We start from the raw sequence: 15,254 nt of genomic DNA, 5'->3' as shown, positions 1-15,254 counted from the left end.
CCATACCCGGGGGAGGACCGCATGAGTGCCGTCGTCACCCCCACATCGCCGCCGACGCCGGTCGAACCGGCAGGGGAAGCCGTCCTGGCCGAGCCGCGCTCGCGGCTGCGCCATCCCGTCGTACGGCGCCTGCTGCCGCTGGGCGTCGCGGCCGCCGTCCTGGTACCGCTGGCCGCCATTCTGTGGGGCAACGGAGCCTGGCCGTCCGAACTGACCGTCGACGTCAAGACACCCCTGGACGACGCCTACACCTGGGTCGTCACCAACCGCGACACCAACCCGGTGTTCCTCTACTTCCTGCTGCACCTGAGCAACTGGTCCGACAGCTCGGTGGCCTGGCTGACCGAGCTGCTGGAGACCATCGGCTGGTTCCCGGTGATCGTGGCCGCCGTACTGCTGTCCTGGCGGGTCGGCGGGCTGCGTCACAAGCGCGGGCTGAAGCTCGCGGGCGTCACGCTCGCCGCCTTCGTGGCGTGCGGTGCGCTCGGCATGTGGCAGGCCACCATGGAGACCCTCGCCCTGATGGCGGTCGCGGTCGCCGTGTCCGCCGTGATCGGTGCCCTGCTGGGCCTGGGCGCCGGACTGTCGGACCGCTTCGAGCGCCTCCTGCGACCGGTCCTGGACACCATGCAGATCATGCCGGCGTTCGCCTACCTGCTGCCGCTGGTGCTGCTGTTCGACATCGGCGTACCGTCCGCGCTGATCGCGACGATCATCTACGCGGCCCCGCCGATGGCCCGGTTGACCTCCCTCGGCCTGCGCGGCGCCGACCCGTCCGTCATGGAGGCCGCGAAGTCGCTGGGCACGAGCCCGGCGCAGCTGCTGCTGACCGCCCGGCTGCCGCTGGCCCGCAAGGAGATCCTGCTCGGCCTGAACCAGACGATCATGATGGCGCTGTCGATGGTCACCATCGCCTCCGTGATCGGCGCCGGCGGCCTCGGCGAGGAGGTCTTCCGCGCGCTGTCCACCGTCGACGTCGGCGGGGCGCTCGCCGCGGGCATCCCGATCGTGCTGCTGGCCATCTGGCTGGACCGCACCACCGCTGTCGCCGGTGAGCGGCTGGGCGAGGGCGCGGCTCCGGCCGGTTCGTCCTGGCTGCACGGCGGGCGGGCCTGGACCGTGACGGCCGCCTCGGGTGTCGTACTGAGCGTGGTCGGGTGGCTGCTGCTGATCGCCGAGTGGCCGGAGGCCTGGGAGGTGAACATCGCCCCGCCCGTCAACGACGCCGTCGACTGGTTCACCGGCCACCTGGCCGAGGGTGTGCCCGTGCTGGGCGGCACCCGGACGTGGGCGGACGGCTTCACCACCTGGCTTCTCAACCCGCTCCGGGACGGTCTGACCGGCATGCCGTGGTGGCTGCTGGTCCTCCTGGCCGCAGGGTTCGCCCTGCTCGCGGGCGGCTGGGGCGCCATGTGCACCGCGGCCCTGGCGATGGCCGGCGTCGGCGTCATCGGGGTGTGGGGCCACTCCCTGGACACCTTGTCGCAGGCGATCGCGGGCGTCGTCGTCACGCTCCTGCTCGGGTTCCTGATCGGCGTGGCGGCGGCCCGACTGCCGCTGCTGGAACGCATGCTGCGTCCGGTCCTGGACACCATGCAGACCCTGCCGCAGTTCATCTACCTGATCCCGGTGGTGGCCCTGTTCAACGTGGGCCGCGCCGCCGCCGTCGCCGCGGCCGTGCTGTACGCGCTGCCTGCCGTCGTCCGGATCACCGTGCAGGGCCTGAACCAGGTCGACTCCGCGACGCTGGAGGCGGCCCGCTCCATGGGCGCGTCCACCTTCCAGCAGATCCGCCAGGTACAGGTGCCGCTGGCCCGGCCCGCGCTGATGCTCGCGCTCAACCAGGGCGTGGTGCTCGTGCTGGCCATGGTCATCGTCGGCGGTTTCGTCGGCTCGGGCGCGCTCGGCTACGACGTCGTCTACGGCCTGCAGAAGAGCGAACTCGGCACCGGCCTGGCCGCGGGCGTCGCGATCGTGCTGCTGGGTCTGGTCCTGGACCGCACCACGCAGCGCCCGGCCCAGCGCACGGGCAGGCACTAGCCCGCATCGGCCCCGGCATCCGCACGCCCCCACCAACCCCCGTACCCGTCCCGGCACACCGCACCGCAGGAACACCCTGCCTGTCCGAAACGAGAGACACACTCACATGAAGAACAGCATGAAGAACGGCATGAAGAACGGCATGAAGAACAGAAAGCACCTCCTGCGCGCCGCCACCGCCGTCGCCGTCGTCCTCGGCGTCACCGGCCTGAGCGCGTGCGGCGCCGCCAAGACCGACTCTTCCTCCTCCTCGGGCGGCTCCGACTCGGTCACCATCGCCGTACCGTCGTGGGTGGGCGCGGAGGCCAACGCGGCCGTCGCCAAGTACATCCTCGAGAACGAGCTCGACATGAAGGTCAAGCTGACCCAGCTCGACGAGTCGGTCGCGTTCGACGCGCTCAACAGCGGCAAGGTGGACGCGATCCTTGAGGACTGGGGCGGCGCGCCGAAGAAGGTCGAGCTCTACGTCGACAACAAGAAGTCCGTCGTCCCGGCGGGCGATCTCGGCGTCACCGGCCACATCGGCTGGTTCATACCGAAGTACCTGGCCGACGAGCACCCGGACATCACCGACTACAAGAACCTCAACAAGTACGCGAGCCTCTTCAAGACCGCCGAGAGCGGCAGCAAGGGCCAGCTGCTGGAGGGATCGCCGTCGTACACCACCAACGACGACGCGCTCATCAAGAACCTGAAGCTGGACTTCAAGACGGTCTACGCCGGCTCCGAGGCCGCGCAGATCACCCAGATCAAGGAGAACTACAAGGCCAAGAAGCCGTTCATCAGCTACTGGTGGACGCCGCAGTGGCTCAACTCCCAGCTCGATCTGGTCGAGGTCAAGCTGCCCGAGTACAAGGAGGGCTGCGACGCCGACGCGAAGAAGGTCGCCTGCGGTTACGCCAACACGCCGCTGCAGAAGTTCCTCGGTGCCGACTTCGCCAAGGACAACGAGAAGGCGGCCGCGTTCCTGAAGAACTTCAAGTGGACCAACGACCAGCAGAACGAGGTCGCCGCGATGATCGCGGACAAGAAGATGAGCTCGGACAAGGCGGCCGAGGCCTGGGTCAAGGCCAACGAGGACGTCTGGAAGGCGTGGCTGTCCTGATCCCGAGCCGCCGGCGCAGGTCCGCTGCGATCCCGCGCAGCGCCCGCGCGGTCTCGCGCTGGAGTCCCGGTCCGAACGTGATCCGGGTGGCCCCGAGTTCACCGAGCGCGGTGGGCGAGGGGTCCCCGGTCACGGTGCCGTGCACATTGACCGGCCCCTGGATGCCGGACCGCAGCAGCGGCAGTACGTCGACGGGGGCGCCGATCGGATACACGCAGTCGGCGCCCGCGGCGACGTACGCCGCCGCCCGCTCGATCGCCTGCTCGGCGGCCTGCTTGGGGTCGGTGTCACCGGGGGCCCGGATGAAGGTGTCGATCCGGGCGTTGACGAAGAGCCGGTCCGCGGCGGCGCGCCGCACCTCGGCGAGCCAGTCGGCGTGCGCGCCCGGGTCCTTGAGGACGCCGCCCTCGGAGTCCTCCAGGTTGCACCCCACCGCGCCGGTCTCCAGCAGCCGCTCCACCAGCTCCCCGGGCGCCATTCCGTAGCCGCCCTCGATGTCCGCCGACACCGGCACGTCGACCGCCCGGACGATCCGTGCGACCGCCGCGAACATCTCGCCGGCCGGGGTGCGGCCGTCCTCGTACCCGAGGCCGGCGGCGACGGCCGCGCTCGGCGTCGCGAGCGCGGGGAACCCCGCCTCGACGCAGACCCGGGCGGAGGCGGCGTCCCACGGCCCCGGCAGGACCAGCGGGTCGCCGGGTGCCTTGCGGCGGTGCAGGGCGCGGAAGGTCTCGACCTTGCTCTCGGTGCGGCCCACGCTGTCGGTCACGGTGTGTATCCCCCTGGTGGAATGCGGCGGGCGACCATCACCCGGTTCCAGTTGTTGATGGCGACGATCAGCCCGACGAGATGGGCGAGTCGCGGCCCGTCGAAGTGCGCCGCGGCCCGGTCGTAGACATCATCGGGCACGCAGCGGTCCGTCACTGCGGTGACCGCCTCGGTCAGCGCGAGCGCGGCCCGTTCCCGCTCGTCGAAGACGTCCCCGGCCTCCTCCCAGGCCGCCAGCATGTCCAACTGCCGTTCATCCACCCCGAGTTCCCGGGCGACGGCGAGATGCATGTCCAGGCAGAACGCGCAGTGGTTGAGCTGCGAGGCCCGCAGCACGACGAGTTCGGCGAGGGCCGGGTCGCCGAGTCCCTTCTTCGCGGCGGCGCTGACCGCCGACATCGCCTGCGCGACACCGGCGTCGAGCCGCCTCGTGCGGACCGTCACCGGAACCGGCCCGGCCGGTAGTGGCCCGGAGTGCGCCGGCATGTCACGCCGAACCGGTTCCACGCGTTGATGACGCTGATCGCGGCGATGAGCTGCGCCAGCTCCGCCTCCTCGAAGTGCTCGGCGGCGCGCTCGTAGACCTCGTCCGGCACGAAACCGTCGGTCAGCACGGTCACCGCCTCCGTCAGCTCCAGCGCCGCCAGCTCCCGCTCGGTGTAGAAGTGCCGCGACTCCTCCCACGCGCTCAGCTGCACGATCCGCTCGACGCTCTCACCGGCCGCGAGCGCGTCCTTGGTGTGCATGTCGAGGCAGAACGCGCAGTGGTTGAGCTGCGAGGCACGGATCTTCACCAGCTCGCGCAGGGCCGGTTCGAGTCCCCGTCCGGCCGCCGCGTCGAGCCTGACCATCGCCTTGAACACGTCGGGGGCGAGCGCGGCCCAGTCCAGGCGCGGGGCCGGTTCGGTCGCGTACGTCACGGTCGTCGCCGTGCTCTCTTCGGTCGTCGTCATGATCTCGACCCTAGGAGCGAAGCAGCCCAGGAGTATGGTCCACTTCCATGGCAGAACCTTGGGCCACTTTCGGCGTCGACCTCCATCTGGAACCGGCGGGACCCGGCCTGCGCCGGGGCCTGACCGACGCCCTGCGCGAGGCGGTGCGCACCGCACGCCTCGCCCCCGGCACCCGCCTGCCGTCCTCCCGCTCCCTCGCCGCCGACCTCGGCATCGCCCGCAACACCGTCGCCGAGGCCTACGCCGAACTCGTCGCCGAGGGCTGGCTCACCGCCCGCCAGGGCTCGGGCACCCGGGTCGCCGACCGCACGGTGACCCCGCCGAAGGGCCCGGCCGCCGCACCCCGCCCCGAGCGCCCCCGCCCCGCCTACGACCTGGTCCCCGGCACCCCCGACCTGGCGGCCTTCCCCCGCGCGGAGTGGCTCAGGGCAGCCCGCCGCGCCTTCCTGGCCGCCCCGAACCGGTCCCTCGGCTACGGCGACCCGCGCGGCCACGCCGAACTGCGCGCCGCCCTCGCCGGCTACCTCGCCCGCACACGGGGCGTGCGCGCCGACCCGGGCCGCGTCGTGGTGTGCTCCGGTTTCGTGCACGGCCTCCAACTGCTCGGCAGGGTGCTGCGGGCACGCGGCCTGCGGACGGTGGCGGTGGAGTCGTACGGCCTGCCCCCGCACTGGAACCAGCTCACGACGGCCGGCCTGACCACGCACCCCCTCCCCTGCGACGAACTGGGCACGAACCCGGCGGAGCTGACCTCGGAGGGGGCCGTGCTCCTCACCCCCGCCCACCAGTTCCCGATGGGCGTGCCCCTGCACCGCGACCGCCGCGCGACCGTGGTGGACTGGGCACGCCGCACCGGCGGACTGGTCCTGGAGGACGACTACGACGGCGAGTTCCGCTACGACCGCCAGCCGGTCGGCGCGCTCCAGGGCCTGGACCCCGACAACGTCGTCCACCTCGGCACCGCCAGCAAGTCCCTCGCCCCCGGCCTGCGCCTGGCCTGGATGGTCCTGCCCCCTGCACTGGTCGACGAGGTGACCGCGGCGAAGGGCGGCTCGGACACCTGCGGCGTCCTGGACCAGCTGACCCTGGCCGAGTTCCTCACGTCCGGCGCCTACGACCGCCACGTCCGCGCCGCCCGCCTGCGCTACCGGCGCCGCCGCGACGCCCTGGTCCGAGCCCTGTCCGCGCACGCTCCCCACCTCAGGGTCACCGGCATCGCCGCCGGCCTCCACGCGGTCCTACGCCTCCCACCCGGCACGGAACGCTCCGTACTCCAGGCCGCGACCTGGCAGGGCCTGGCCCTCCACGGCCTGACGGCCTACCGCCACGAGCAAGCGACCACGGACCCCCTGGACGCCCTGGTCGTGGGGTACGGGACGCCGCCGGATCATGCGTGGGCGGGGGCGTTGGAGGCACTGTGCAGGGTGCTGCCCTGACTCAGGCTCCCCCGTCCTCTCCCGGCGCCTCCCCGAACCGGGCCAGCGCCAGCGCGCCCGCCACCGACACCACGAACCCCAGCACGGCCAGCCAGGCCAGCCCCTCCCGCGTCCGATCCCCCAGCCACACCACCCCCACCACCGCCGGCCCCACCGTCTCCCCGATCACCATCGCCGCCGTGGCCACGGTCACAGACCCCCGCTGCAACGCCGAAGTCAGCGCCAGAAACGCCGCTCCGCCTCCCACCAGCAACGCGTACGTCGCCGGATTCGCCAACAACTCCGGCACCTCGAACGAATCGATCAGCCGTACCGACACCTCCACCACCCCGAACCCGAACCCGGCCGCCAGCCCGAGCACCAGCCCCCGCCCCCGCTCCGGCAGCCGCCCACCCGCCAGCCCCACCCCCAGCACGGTCAGCGCCACCCCGAGCATCGAGAACTCGAGCGCGTCCGACCCGCCGGTGTCCCCCTCCGTCCCCGCCGAGAGGCCGAGCATCGCCAACCCGGCACACACCACGCCCACCGCACCCCACTCGGCCCGCCGCAACCGCACCCGCAGCAACCGCGCAGCGACCACCGCCGTCACCGCGAGAGCGGACGCCAGCGCCGCCCCGACGGCGTAGATGGGAATCGACCGCAGGGCGAGGACCTGGAACACGAACCCCAGCCCGTCCAGCCCGAGCCCGGCCAGATATCGCCACTGCCGCAGCGCCCGCAGCAGCACCCCCGCCTCGCCGCCCCGACCCCCCTGCGCACTCGCCGTCCGCGCGGCCATCGCCTGCAACACGGTCGCCGTACCGAAACAGACCGCCGCAGCCAGCGCACACAACATCCCCAACAGCACAAAGCGACTGTAAGTGAGCGGAAGATCCACAGCCCCGCCGACAGTGTCACCCGCACCGATCTCTAGGCTGTCCGCCTGACGAACCACGGACAACCAGTCCGGCAACCCGCACATCAAGAACACCGGGGGAGACACAGACATGGCGGAAACACGACGCAGACTGCGCTCCAGCACGGTCGTACTCGGCGGCATGGGAGTCATCGCGGCAGCCCTCACCTCGTGCAGCTCCGACCCCGACCGCCGCTGCGTCGACCGCGACAGCCACACCTACGAGGGCTACAAGGTCGTCGCGGACAAGAACTGCAAGTCCGCCGGCGGCTCCGGCTCCTCGTACGGCAAGGGCGGCAAGAAGAAGACCCGCAGCTCCGACGCCGCCTGGTACTACGACTCCGACGTCGACGGCGGCCGCGCCGACTACGGCACCTTCAGCCGCAGCGAGGCGGTCGACCGAGGGGGCTTCGGCTGCTCGGGCTCCGGCAGCGGCGGCGGCTGAGCGGGACCCACGACATGGAGCGCCGCACGATCGAACCCCGCCCCGACTGGCAGCAGACCGTCGAGGAGCAGGGGCTCATCTACCCCCTCACCCGCCACCCGGACGACTCCCTGCGCCCCTACTGGGACGAGAGCGCCTACTACGTGTTCTCCCTCCCCGAGGTCGAGGCGCTGGAGGAGACCGTCGAGGAACTGCACCGCATGTGCCTCGCCGCGGCCGACCACATCGTCTCCGCCGACCGCTTCGCCGACCTCGGCATCACCGACCCGCGCATCGCGGACGCGGTCGCCGAGTCCTGGCACCGCCGCGCCGAACTCCCCTCCGTCTACGGCCGCTTCGACCTCCACTACGACGGCACCGGCCCGGCCAGGCTCCTGGAGTACAACGCCGACACCCCCACCTCCCTGGTCGAGGCCGCCTCGCCCCAGTGGTTCTGGATGGAGGACCGCTTCCCCGGCGCCGACCAGTGGAACTCCCTGCACGAACGCCTCGTCGCCGCCTGGAAGAAGCAGGCGGCCCTGCTCCCGCCGGGCGCCCCGCTGCACTTCGCGTACTCCTCGGCCGACGAGCTCGGCGAGGACATGATGACGGTCGCCTATCTGAAGGAGACCGCAGAGCAGGCGGGCCTGGACACCGGCTGGATCTCCATGGAGGAGATCGGCTGGGACCGCCTCTCCGGCCGTTTCGTGGACAGCCGACTCCGCTTCATCCGCAGCTGCTTCAAGCTCTACCCCTGGGAGTGGCTCACCACCGACCGCTTCGCCGACCACGTCCTGGACACCCTCGACAACGGCGGCGGCACCGGGACGACCCTGTGGATCGAGCCGGCCTGGAAGATGCTCCTCAGCAACAAGGCTCTTCTCGCCATCCTCTGGGAGCTGTTCCCGGACCACCCGAACCTGCTCCCCGCCCACCTCGACGGCCCGCGGGAGCTGGCGGACACCACCGGCCATGTCGCCAAGCCCCTGCTGGGCCGCGAGGGCGCGGGCGTGACCATCCACGAACCCGGCACCGAGGCCGTCGTCCGCGACGAACCCTGCTGCTACCAGCAGTTGGCCCCGCTGCCCGCCTTCGACGGCAACCACGTCGTCCTCGGCGCGTGGGTCGTCGAGGACGAAGCGGCGGGCCTGGGCATCCGCGAGTCCTCCGGCCTGATCACCGACGAGTACGCCCGCTTCCTGCCGCACGTCATCCTCTGAAGGCAGCAACCGACCGAGCGCCGGGCGGGTTCTGGCGGATACGGCAGGTGCCGCCGGTGCTGCCGCCCGGCTCGGTCCCCCCGGACCACCGTCCACGACCCGGGCGGCATGCCTCCGGCATCGCGCCGGCACCCACCACCCAGCTGTCCGCTTACGGCGGGAACCGCACCCTTTCGCGGATAGCCCGGACTCCGCCGCAACGTCTGTGACGGCGTCTCCCCGTACACCCGCCGATAGCGCCCCGTGAACCGCCCCAGATGCGCGAACTCCCGGCCCTGGACGGACCAGGGACAACAGTCCCGATCCGAACCGGCGCGACGAGCACGGCCGACTGCTGCCCGGTGACCACCTCCCCTGACAGCCGCCCCCACCCGACGGCGCACTCACACCCCGAGCACGTCCCGCAACTGGGCGAGTCCCCAGTCCAGATCCTCCTTCCCGATCACCAGGGGCGGCGCGATCCGGACGGTCACTCCATGTGTGTCCTTCACGAGCACACCCCGGTCCATCAGCTTCTCGCTGACCTCCCGCCCCGTGCCGTACGCCCGCGCGATGTCGACACCCGCCCACAGCCCGCGCCCTCGCACCTCCGTCACCCGGCCCGTCCCCGTCAACAGGCCCAGCTCCCGGTGCAGATGACTCCCCAGCTCGGCCGCCCGCGCCTGGAACTCGCCCGTCCGAAGCATCGCGATCACCTCCAGCGCCACCGCACACGCCAGCGGATTCCCACCGAACGTCGACCCGTGCTCCCCGGGCCGGAACACCCCCAGCACCTCGGCCGACGACACCACCGCCGACACCGGCACGACCCCGCCCCCGAGCGCCTTGCCCAGCACATACATGTCCGGCACGACCCCCTCGTGCTCGCACGCGAACGTGCGCCCCGTACGGCCCAGCCCCGACTGGATCTCGTCCGCCACGAACAGCACGTTCCGCTCCCGCGCCAGCTCCCGCACCGCCGGCAGATAGCCCGCCGGAGGCATGAGCACCCCCGCCTCGCCCTGGATCGGCTCCAGCAGCACCGCCACCGTGTTCTCCGTCAACGCCTGCCGCATCGCCGTCAGGTCCCCGTACGGCACGATCTCGAAGCCCGGCGTGTACGGACCGAAGTCCGCCCGCGCCTCCGGGTCGGTCGAGAAGCTGATGATCGTCGTCGTACGGCCGTGGAAGTTGTTGCCCGCGACCACGATCTTCGCCATCTCCGCCGGCACGCCCTTGACCCGGTACCCCCACTTCCGGGCCGTCTTCACGGCCGTCTCCACCGCCTCCGCGCCGGTGTTCATCGGCAGCACCATCTCCATCCCGCACAGCTGCGCGAGCTGCTCGCAGAACGCCGCGAACCGGTCGTGATGAAACGCCCGCGACGTCAGCGTCACCCGCTCCAGCTGCGCCTTCGCCGCTGCCAGGATCCGCCGGTTGCCGTGCCCGAAATTGAGCGCCGAATAGCCGGCCAGCAGATCCAGATACCGCCGTCCCTCCACGTCCGTCATCCAGGCCCCGTCCGCCGTCGCCACCACGAGCGGCAACGGGTGGTAGTTGTGCGCACTGTGCGCGTCGATCGCGGCGATCTGCGATGCGGTGCTGCTCGACGTAGTCACGGGGCTCTCCGTTTCCGCCGCCGCGAGGGCTCGTGTCCCGGCAGTCACGAGGCTCACGGCCACTGTCCATTTCCTGCCTCACGCGTGCTGTGCCGCCCCCTTCTATCGTTGCTCGCATGGTGGACGCACGGCCATGGCGCGCCGGCCCGCCCGGTAGGCTGATCGTCGGGCCGTGACTGGCGCGCTGGGATGGACCAACCATCGGGGAGCGGCCCCTGGACCGAAGTCCAGACCGAGTGCCGTGCGCCTGGGCCGTACCGTGATCGCTGCACACGACGTCCGGAGGTCCCCATGTCAGCCGAGCCCCTCTCCACCGAGTCCACCGCCTTCCGTTCCGCCCTCGACGTGATCCGCGCCGTCGAGCCGCGCGTGGCCGATGCCATCGGCCAGGAGGTCGCCGACCAGCGCGAGATGCTCAAGCTGATCGCCTCCGAGAACTACGCCTCCCCGGCCACCCTCCTGGCGATGGGCAACTGGTTCAGCGACAAGTACGCCGAGGGCACCGTCGGCCGCCGCTTCTACGCCGGCTGCCGCAACGTCGACACCGTCGAGTCCCTCGCCGCCGAGCACGCCCGCGAACTCTTCGGCGCCCGCCACGCCTACGTCCAGCCCCACTCCGGCATCGACGCCAACCTCGTCGCCTTCTGGGCCGTCCTCGCCCAGCGCGTCGAGGCCCCCGCCCTGGAGAAGGCAGGCGTCCGCCAGGTCAACGACCTCTCCGAGGCCGACTGGGCCGAGCTGCGCAGCGCCTTCGGCAACCAGCGCATGCTCGGCATGTCCCTGGACGCCGGCGGCCACCTCACCCACGGCTTCCGCCCCAACATCTCCGGCAAGATGTTCGACCAGCGCTCCTACGGCACCGACCCCGCCACGGGCCTGATCGACTACGAGGCGCTGCGCGCCTCGGCCCGCGACTTCAAGCCGCTGATCATCGTCGCCGGCTACTCCGCCTACCCCCGTCTCGTGAACTTCCGGATCATGCGCGAGATCGCCGACGAGGTCGGCGCCACGCTCATGGTCGACATGGCCCACTTCGCGGGTCTCGTCGCCGGCAAGGTCCTCACCGGCGACTTCGACCCGGTCCCGCACGCCCAGATCGTCACCACCACCACCCACAAGTCGCTGCGCGGCCCGCGCGGCGGCATGGTGCTGTGCGACGACTCCCTCAAGGACCAGGTCGACCGGGGCTGCCCGATGGTCCTCGGCGGCCCGCTCCCGCACGTCATGGCCGCCAAGGCCGTCGCCCTCGCGGAGGCCCGCCGCCCCTCGTTCCAGGACTACGCCCAGCGCATCGTCGACAACTCCCGCGCGCTGGCCGAGGGCCTGATGCGCCGCGGCGCGACCCTGGTGACCGGCGGCACCGACAACCACCTGAACCTCATCGACGTCTCCTCCTCCTACGGCCTCACCGGCCGCCAGGCCGAGGCCGCGCTTCTCGAGTCCGGCATCGTCACCAACCGCAACGCCATCCCGGCCGACCCCAACGGAGCCTGGTACACCTCCGGCATCCGCATCGGCACCCCCGCCCTGACCACCCGTGGCCTGGGCACCGCCGAGATGGACGAGGTCGCCGCCCTCATCGACCGTGTCCTCACCACCACCGAGGCCGGCACCACCAGCAAGGGCGCCCCGTCCAAGGCGCAGCACGTCCTCGACCCGAAGGTCGCCGACGAGATCGCCCGCCGCGCCACCGACCTCGTCACCGGCTTCCCGCTGTACCCGGAGATCGACCTGGGCTGACGCCCACCAGCACCGACGGCCTAGAGATCCAGGTCGATCAACTCCTGGCGTGGCCCCCGACGCGGCGGTCCGGCATCCGGCCGGGCCGCCGCGCGGCGTATCAGCAGCGTGCCGCCGACACCCGCCGCGAACCCGACGGCCAGCCCCGCCAGAGCCCACCCGGTGTCACCCAACCCCGCTCCGGGCCGGTCCTTGGCCGCCACGCCCACGGCAGCCCCGGTGAGCTCGTCCTCCGTTTCGCCCAGCAGAGCCGCCAGGTCCAGCCGCTCGAAGACGGAGCGGGGTGCCCGATGCCAGCGGATGTCGTCGTCCTCCACGTCCGGCGCGAGATCCGACCGCACCCAGGGAGTGCCGTCCCCGGCCACGAACAGCTGGTCCTGCCTCGCCACGGCCACGTCGCCGCCCGGCGCCCGGCTCGTCTGCGGCCAGCCGCCGACGCCCGTAAGTCCCCAGAGCACCGTGATCCTTATCGGCGGATGACGCCCGTCCGCCCAGCTCTCCGGCACCCGCTCCGTCCCGACGTACGTCGGCTGCAACAACTGCCAGAGACGGGCGAAACCCGGCTGGCCGGAGTGCAGGGCCACCGTGTGGCCCGTGCCGCCGGCGACGACCATCGCCACATCGGGGACGTCCCGTGCCTGAGCCGGGGTGGCCCGGGCGGTCGCCCCGGCTCCCCACAGGGCGAGTGCCGCCGACGCCGTCACGAGCAGCGCGAGCCGTAGCTTTCCGCCGAGGTCGGCCCTCATACGTCCCGCAGCTCCTGCCTCGGCCCCGGCTCACCGCGCAGGCGGTCCAGGGGGAGTCGCAGGGTGAGGGAGCGCAGGGCGAGTGCCAGCACGGCTCCGGCCGCCGCGCCCGGGAGTGCCCACCACCAGTCGGTGCCGTCACTGGACCCCGGAGCCGATGCCGACCCCGCCCCTGAGCCGGAGCCTGCTCCCGACGCGGCCGAGGTCGTCGGGTCCGCGGCGGAGGACGAGTCCTGCGCGCCCTTGCCCGTCCCGGACTCTTCCTCATCCGGCGGGAAGATCGCCGCGCCGCCCTCGGAGGAGTCCTTGCCCATCAGACCCAGCTTCGAGAGCAGAGCGCGGAGCCCGGACGGTTGGCGGGCTCGGTGCCAGGTGCCGTTCGTCGTGCTGCCCAGGTTGGACGCCGTGTGGATCCAGACGTCCTTCCCGTCGTCGACCGGATAGACCCGGTCGAGGCGCCAGGGCGACACGTCATGGACCATCCAGGTGACGTTGATCTGGCGGGCCGCCTCCAGAGCGGCCTCCGGCGGCTTGTTCCCGGTGCCCGGGCCGGCTGAGCCGAGCAGCCGCTCAAGCTGTCCGTACTCCTTGTCGGAGTAGTACAGCGACGCCGTCTCCGTGCTCTCCGGCGACACCAGGAGCACGCTCGTCGGCCCGCCGGCCGATGCCGGGGCCGCGGCGCCCCAGACCAGCAGCGCGAGCGCCGCCCCCAACGCACCTGTCAGCGCCGTGAGTTCACGACACCGGCCCCTCCAGCCGACCCCGCCGCCACGTCCGCCCCCGCCGCCACGTCCGCCCCCGCCGCCACGTCCGCCCCCGCCTCCGCGCGAGCACTTTCCCGAGCGCTCGATCCCACGCCCCCACAGCCGGTGTCCCCAGCGGCCGACCCCATGTCCGCACATCCGAACCCCCAACCCAAGCGATCCCCGTGCGGCCCGTCCCCGAGCCGCGTGTCACTTCTGGTACACCGCCCGACCCGCCTGGGTTCCCATCCCGCCCCACTATTTCCGGACCAGGCTTCTCGGGCCACGATCCGGACGGAAATCCCCGCACCGGTTGCTTCGAAGGCCCCTCTGAGGCCCCTCTGAGGCCCCTCTGAGGCCCAGCTGAAGGCCCCTCTCAGAAGCCGTCCAAGCCGGCCAGCCGTCTAAGCGGCCAAGCCGTCCAAGCCGTCCAAGCCGTCCACAGCCCCCGAATGCCCGCCGGGTCGCCCGGCTTCTCCGCCGAGCAGCGCCGCCACCAGCCAGCGGCAGGCCGTCGCACGTCCCGAACACTAGAAGTCCGTCGGCTGCTCCACCGACCGCGCAACCGCCAGGGCCCGCTCCTTCGCCGCTACCCCTTCCAGCCGCAGCGCCACGCTCTCGCCCCCCGCGCCGTGGCTCCACAGCAGCGTCGGACCGGCTGTCCGCTCCTCGCGGGTGAAGCGTTCCCCGCTCGGGTCCACCAGCCAGAAGGCCAGCAGATGCGGGCGGGCGAACCACAGGGCCTGCTCGGCCGCCGTGCCGTTCGAGGCGTCGGAGTCCAGCGAGATCCACTCCGGAGGCTCGCGGACCGTCTTGGCGAAGCCGATGTCCAGGCTCGCCCGGCGCTCGTCCAGCCGTATCGTGCTGCCGTCCTCGTGCCAGCACAGACTCACCAGGAAGCGTCCCCGTGGCTCGCCGGTCACCGCGACCGCGTCCGGAGCGCCGAGTTCCTTCGGCACCAGCGGTGCGAACCCGGCCCGCCGCTCGGCCTCGGCGAGCGACACGTGGTGGTCGCAGCCGGGGACCTCGGCGCCGGGGGAGGGGGCCGCCGACGGGTCGTACCGCACCCCGACGCCCGCGAAGTCGAACCAGTCCAGGACCGCCGCCCGCACCGGCGGCGTGAGCACGAGCACCGTCAGCAGGCCGCACAGCGCCGCGGTCAGCGAACGCCACCGCATCCGCGTCCAGTGCCGCACCGCCCGCAGCCGCTCGGCCGTACCGGTCGGCTCGGCCACCGGCGCGGGCACCTGCTCGGCGAGGAGCTGCCCCAGCACCCGCTCGACCATCGTTTCGGCGCCGTCAGCCCCACCCGGCGGATCCAGCGAACGCCCGAGCGCCCGCAGCTCCTCCGGCAGAGGGGCCGGGTCCCCACGCCGATCACGATCACCGGGGCCTCGTCCCTCGGAGCCGCGACCGTGATCACCCGGCCTCCATCCCGCGAAACCACCCGGACCGCGCCCTCCTGGCCCCCGGCCACCAGCAGCCCGACCCTGCTCACCGGAACTCCGGCCACCGGCATCCCGGTCACGATCACCGCCCCCCGGGCCGCCCACGTCGGCGCGCGCGTCACGCCAGCCGTCACCCCA

The 15,254-nt window shown here is 72.2% G+C and carries 14 protein-coding genes and 1 riboswitch; of the genes, 6 read left to right on the top strand and 8 right to left on the bottom strand.

Annotated elements, in window-relative coordinates; genetic code table 11:
• The first annotated feature begins 21 nt into the window (after positions 1 to 21).
• Positions 22 to 2,040, top strand: coding sequence for an ABC transporter permease (locus AC3ETA_RS07280; protein ID WP_432191962.1), 2,019 nt, complete (start codon positions 22 to 24; stop codon positions 2,038 to 2,040).
• A gap of 106 nt (positions 2,041 to 2,146) precedes the next feature.
• The gene (locus AC3ETA_RS07275) at positions 2,147 to 3,145 is read left to right on the top strand and encodes an ABC transporter substrate-binding protein (protein ID WP_432191961.1); all 999 of its coding nucleotides are present in this window, start codon (positions 2,147 to 2,149) and stop codon (positions 3,143 to 3,145) included.
• Here the strand turns inward: AC3ETA_RS07275 and AC3ETA_RS07270 are convergent.
• Genes AC3ETA_RS07270 through AC3ETA_RS07260 form a run of 3 tightly spaced genes read right to left on the bottom strand, consistent with a single transcriptional unit; the run spans position 3,105 to position 4,866 of the window.
• Entirely contained in the window at positions 3,105 to 3,914 is an 810-nt protein-coding gene (locus AC3ETA_RS07270; RefSeq protein ID WP_432191960.1) for an isocitrate lyase/PEP mutase family protein, read from the bottom strand. The two genes, AC3ETA_RS07275 and AC3ETA_RS07270, sit on opposite strands and share 41 nt — an antisense overlap.
• The gene (locus AC3ETA_RS07265) at positions 3,911 to 4,357 is read right to left on the bottom strand and encodes a carboxymuconolactone decarboxylase family protein (RefSeq protein ID WP_432191959.1); all 447 of its coding nucleotides are present in this window, start codon (positions 4,355 to 4,357) and stop codon (positions 3,911 to 3,913) included. The genes AC3ETA_RS07270 and AC3ETA_RS07265 overlap by 4 nt, the downstream gene beginning before the upstream one ends.
• Positions 4,354 to 4,866 (bottom strand): carboxymuconolactone decarboxylase family protein, encoded by a 513-nt coding sequence (locus AC3ETA_RS07260; RefSeq protein ID WP_432191958.1) that lies wholly within the window; start codon positions 4,864 to 4,866, stop codon positions 4,354 to 4,356. Before AC3ETA_RS07260 ends, AC3ETA_RS07265 begins: the two co-directional genes overlap by 4 nt.
• A 47-nt stretch (positions 4,867 to 4,913) precedes the next feature.
• On the opposite strand from AC3ETA_RS07260, the gene pdxR reads away from it, so the two are divergent.
• A complete protein-coding gene (pdxR, locus tag AC3ETA_RS07255; protein WP_432191957.1) occupies positions 4,914 to 6,302 on the top strand; it encodes a MocR-like pyridoxine biosynthesis transcription factor PdxR in 1,389 nt (462 codons plus the stop codon).
• A 1-nt stretch (position 6,303) separates the two neighbouring features.
• Here pdxR and AC3ETA_RS07250 read toward each other — a convergent pair whose 3' ends face one another.
• On the bottom strand, positions 6,304 to 7,137 hold the full coding sequence (locus tag AC3ETA_RS07250; RefSeq protein ID WP_432192084.1) for a hypothetical protein: 834 nt from the start codon (positions 7,135 to 7,137) through the stop codon (positions 6,304 to 6,306).
• 151 nt (positions 7,138 to 7,288) lie between these two features.
• On the opposite strand from AC3ETA_RS07250, the gene AC3ETA_RS07245 reads away from it, so the two are divergent.
• Both AC3ETA_RS07245 and AC3ETA_RS07240 read left to right on the top strand, forming a co-directional pair.
• A complete protein-coding gene (locus AC3ETA_RS07245; RefSeq protein WP_432191956.1) occupies positions 7,289 to 7,642 on the top strand; it encodes a hypothetical protein in 354 nt (117 codons plus the stop codon).
• 14 nt (positions 7,643 to 7,656) lie between these two features.
• The gene (locus tag AC3ETA_RS07240) at positions 7,657 to 8,841 is read left to right on the top strand and encodes a glutathionylspermidine synthase family protein (RefSeq protein ID WP_432191955.1); all 1,185 of its coding nucleotides are present in this window, start codon (positions 7,657 to 7,659) and stop codon (positions 8,839 to 8,841) included.
• 383 nt (positions 8,842 to 9,224) lie between these two features.
• On the opposite strand, the gene rocD is transcribed toward AC3ETA_RS07240, so the two are convergent.
• The gene (gene rocD / locus AC3ETA_RS07235) at positions 9,225 to 10,439 is read right to left on the bottom strand and encodes an ornithine--oxo-acid transaminase (protein WP_432191954.1); all 1,215 of its coding nucleotides are present in this window, start codon (positions 10,437 to 10,439) and stop codon (positions 9,225 to 9,227) included.
• 162 nt (positions 10,440 to 10,601) lie between these two features.
• A riboswitch (ZMP/ZTP riboswitch) is annotated at positions 10,602 to 10,699 on the top strand.
• 31 nt (positions 10,700 to 10,730) lie between these two features.
• Here rocD and AC3ETA_RS07230 point away from each other — a divergent pair.
• A complete protein-coding gene (locus AC3ETA_RS07230) occupies positions 10,731 to 12,179 on the top strand; it encodes a glycine hydroxymethyltransferase (RefSeq protein WP_432191953.1) in 1,449 nt (482 codons plus the stop codon).
• 20 nt (positions 12,180 to 12,199) lie between these two features.
• Here the strand turns inward: AC3ETA_RS07230 and AC3ETA_RS07225 are convergent, their stop codons facing one another.
• The 3 genes from AC3ETA_RS07225 to AC3ETA_RS07215 form a co-directional block, all read right to left on the bottom strand.
• On the bottom strand, positions 12,200 to 12,925 hold the full coding sequence (locus AC3ETA_RS07225) for a hypothetical protein (protein ID WP_432191952.1): 726 nt from the start codon (positions 12,923 to 12,925) through the stop codon (positions 12,200 to 12,202).
• The gene (locus AC3ETA_RS07220; protein ID WP_432191951.1) at positions 12,922 to 13,638 is read right to left on the bottom strand and encodes a hypothetical protein; all 717 of its coding nucleotides are present in this window, start codon (positions 13,636 to 13,638) and stop codon (positions 12,922 to 12,924) included. Before AC3ETA_RS07220 ends, AC3ETA_RS07225 begins: the two co-directional genes overlap by 4 nt.
• 560 nt (positions 13,639 to 14,198) lie before the next feature.
• Positions 14,199 to 15,023 carry a hypothetical protein gene (locus tag AC3ETA_RS07215; RefSeq protein WP_432192083.1) on the bottom strand — a complete coding sequence of 275 codons (825 nt, stop codon included), beginning with the start codon at positions 15,021 to 15,023 and terminating at the stop codon, positions 14,199 to 14,201.
• Positions 15,024 to 15,254: the final 231 nt, after the last annotated feature.

The sequence above is a fragment of the Streptomyces sp. bgisy027 genome (genome assembly GCF_057710365.1).
Note: the sequence above shows the minus strand (reverse complement) of the source record. Positions and strands in the feature narration are given on the sequence as shown.

Bases quoted from the DNA above. Each gene is read 5' to 3' on its own strand.
- AC3ETA_RS07225 (WP_432191952.1), bottom strand. From the start codon at position 12,925: ATGAGGGCCGACCTCGGCGGAAAGCTACGGCTCGCGCTGCTCGTGACG.
- AC3ETA_RS07280 (WP_432191962.1), top strand. From the start codon at position 22: ATGAGTGCCGTCGTCACCCCCACATCGCCGCCGACGCCGGTCGAACCG.
- pdxR (WP_432191957.1), top strand. From the start codon at position 4,914: ATGGCAGAACCTTGGGCCACTTTCGGCGTCGACCTCCATCTGGAACCG.
- AC3ETA_RS07260 (WP_432191958.1), bottom strand. From the start codon at position 4,866: ATGACGACGACCGAAGAGAGCACGGCGACGACCGTGACGTACGCGACC.
- AC3ETA_RS07250 (WP_432192084.1), bottom strand. From the start codon at position 7,137: ATGTTGTGTGCGCTGGCTGCGGCGGTCTGTTTCGGTACGGCGACCGTG.
- AC3ETA_RS07275 (WP_432191961.1), top strand. From the start codon at position 2,147: ATGAAGAACAGCATGAAGAACGGCATGAAGAACGGCATGAAGAACAGA.
- AC3ETA_RS07240 (WP_432191955.1), top strand. From the start codon at position 7,657: ATGGAGCGCCGCACGATCGAACCCCGCCCCGACTGGCAGCAGACCGTC.
- AC3ETA_RS07245 (WP_432191956.1), top strand. From the start codon at position 7,289: ATGGCGGAAACACGACGCAGACTGCGCTCCAGCACGGTCGTACTCGGC.
- AC3ETA_RS07230 (WP_432191953.1), top strand. From the start codon at position 10,731: ATGTCAGCCGAGCCCCTCTCCACCGAGTCCACCGCCTTCCGTTCCGCC.